A 2,860-nucleotide genomic window follows, 5' to 3' on the forward strand; every position below is an offset into this window, starting at 1 on the left:
GTAGGTTTTGAGATATTTGGCATAAAAAAAGGATTCTTCCTAGATAATTACCCAAAACCGATATATGAAAATGGGGTCCAGCTAAAAGACATGGTAATGCTAAAAAAAGAACTGATTTAATCATTTGTTAATTAATTGAAAGAATAAAAATTAAATTAAATTAATTCTCTTGATTTCCCTTTAGGATCTTTATTATCTGGGCAATTGGAAGTGAAGGCTTATTTCCTGCTTTTGCTAATCTACTGGGGGACCAGTTTATAATCTGATTAATTTCTTGGAGGTCGTATTTCATTTTGTCATCTTTATAGTTATATAGATCTTGTGCAAGCGCTATTGCATTATTGTTGTTCATTTCAAATCCTCCAAAGTGCATTAGGACAACAGTTTGCCCTGGATTTACAGTAACATAGTACCAATAGTAATTGACACGATCTTCTTCATCATTTAATCCACTTAGATAATCTATTCTGTCAGCGCCACCAGGCCCATCCCATACATGAGAAAGAGAAGGGTTAGATTTTGAATGTCCATCAAGCTCGTCATCAGTTACGACCCAGTAATCGTTTACATCTGCAAAAGTATCCCCACTTGAAGTCTTCACACATCGCGTATAGTCGCTAGAGCCAAGATCTGGGGTGTCGATTTGAACTTCAACAGTTATCAGGGTACTTGTGGGATTGTGGAGTATCTCAAGATATCTAATCCAGTTCCTGTCTTCTGGGAAGTAAACCTTTCTGTACACGATAAGATCTGACATGATTTCCGTATCAAGGACATACTCTCTACCGTCTGCTTCGGTCGTGTAATCGCCTGATGCAGAATACAGTGAACCATCTATATACAATATAAAAGCATTGTCATTATAAGTATCTTTTAAGAACCCATCTTTGCTCCTTGTATTATTATTATAAATCTGTCCAGTTTCTGTAACAAAATAATCGATGATAAAGTCTTTGATCTCTAAATCAAGATCATCACTAAAAACAGAGGTAACTCCAAAAATGCTTCCAAAAATTAATAACGTTATCAGTATAGAAAATTTCTTTTTCATAGTAATCACTGATTTTGATATCAATAATAATTATCAACAACTATATAAAGATATCGCATTCTAAAGATAAGCTAATCAGGAAATAACAGATTATAATCCCTTATTTCTTACTAGCCCACTTTTTGGCCGCTTTTGTGGGGAAAAGAGTTGCAAACACAGCTTGTTGCCACTTGAGGAATTTATCAATGCAATCTAAGCATATGTCTACACTATGGGATTCATCAATTTTCAATTGATTAAATTTTGGATCATATCTCTCGATTTCTTTCCTACATAATATGCAATCCATTATTATCACGTTCCATAATTATTTGTTTCAATAAATCTCTCACTCATTTTTTATAAGCAACATAGATATCTGCTTCTATCATTTTGTTATCTTTATAGAAGTGATGGGTAAAATATACATTTCCCCCATTATCGATAGAAGCCTCCCCTGCGAGAGGCGAAAACATTAGCTCGGGTTCTGTCCATGTTCCATTTACCCTTTTTGACCTCCAAAGACCATAGTCCCTACTAATCCACAATTCTTTTCCATCTGGAGAAATAACGGGCCACCCTTCATCTCTTGCAGTATTGACGTTTGTAACATTTTTTGGCTCAGACCATTCTCCTTTGGTATCTTTTTCCATGACCCAGAGATCTAATCCACCCTTTCCACCTGCCCTCGCAGAATGGAAATACAACTCATCGCCGTATATGTGTAACTCCTCAACTTCATAACTTTCGGGGAAATTGACTTTCACCCAATTTTTCCATTTATTGCTCGATGCGTCAAATTCAGCTGTGAACCAATTCATCCCTGTATATCCCTCTCTTACAGAACAAAAAAACATTGTATTATCCTTAACAAAGCTGCATCCATCTAAGGCCAATTTTCTGGGGTCCTGCAGAATAATTCTTTCAGGCTTGCTCCACGTATCTCCAGATTTATGTGAAACGTATATCCCAGTGACCCCGTCGATAAGTTGCTTTTCAACAGGTATGTTTACATCAGGGGTAAACCAAAAATAGAGGGTTTTACCATCTGGTAGTATAAAAGCAGAATCTTCACCACCTGCAGTATTAATTGGGTATGGCAAAGGAACTGGATCATAGTATTCTAGAGAATAAGATTTTGGAGGATTCGAATCTGTTTCAGGTGTCATTTTCACTGCGTTTGGCGGGATTTTGCTCTCCCTATCAATTAGTTCAATCTCTTTATTTGCACAGCCCATTACAGAGATCAAAAGTAAAATCCCCAATAATAGGGCAATTATCTTTTTATTCAGCATATATTCCCATTATTATTTATTTTCAAGAGATATAAGTTTACCGGGGAAAATAAATTATATAGTGTTGAAAATAAAGATAAAAATAATTAAAAAATAAATTTATGGGACAACTAGTTGTATCCTAATTGTGTCGAATATTCCATTTGGAGAGTACGCTACCATAGCAATATCGTAAGTTCCAGATTGAACGTTAGGTCCAACTGCAAATGTTGCACTGTAAGTTCCTATATTATGTGCTTTTATAGTCTGAGTAGTCGGAGTTAATTGAACTGTGACACCTTCTGGGAGGCCAATAAATCTTACTCTTGCGTCTTTTTGTGTAAAGAAACCTCTGTTCTCAACTTGGACCATTGCTTGCTGGATTCCTGGAGAGAGATTGAGGGACGAAAGAATCTTACCATCTTTAATGATAGTTGGTCCGCCTGTGATTGAAAGCGTTTCAATATCAACTTTTGGATACAAAATTGTGGCTGGAAGCGATGGTTTCGGAGTGCAGTCATAGCAACATTTCTGCTCAAGGCTAAATACTAAATAA

At 36.1% G+C, this 2,860-nt stretch carries 4 protein-coding genes; all 4 read right to left on the reverse strand.

The genetic code is table 11. The features are described from left to right. Window positions 1-160 precede the first annotated feature (160 nt). Window positions 161-1,051 (reverse strand): hypothetical protein, encoded by an 891-nt coding sequence (locus KO464_01045; GenBank protein MCC7571958.1) that lies wholly within the window; start codon window positions 1,049-1,051, stop codon window positions 161-163. A 100-nt stretch (window positions 1,052-1,151) separates the two neighbouring features. Next, window positions 1,152-1,340, reverse strand: coding sequence for a hypothetical protein (locus KO464_01050; protein ID MCC7571959.1), 189 nt, complete (start codon window positions 1,338-1,340; stop codon window positions 1,152-1,154). A gap of 43 nt (window positions 1,341-1,383) precedes the next feature. Then, window positions 1,384-2,280, reverse strand: a complete 897-nt coding sequence (locus KO464_01055; protein MCC7571960.1) for a hypothetical protein — start codon at window positions 2,278-2,280, stop codon at window positions 1,384-1,386. Window positions 2,281-2,424: 144 nt separating this feature from the next. Beyond that, on the reverse strand, window positions 2,425-2,860 hold a 436-nt coding region (locus KO464_01060), incomplete at its 5' end, for a hypothetical protein (protein MCC7571961.1).

This window comes from Methanofastidiosum sp. (assembly GCA_020854815.1).
Lineage (GTDB): Archaea > Methanobacteriota_B > Thermococci > Methanofastidiosales > Methanofastidiosaceae > Methanofastidiosum.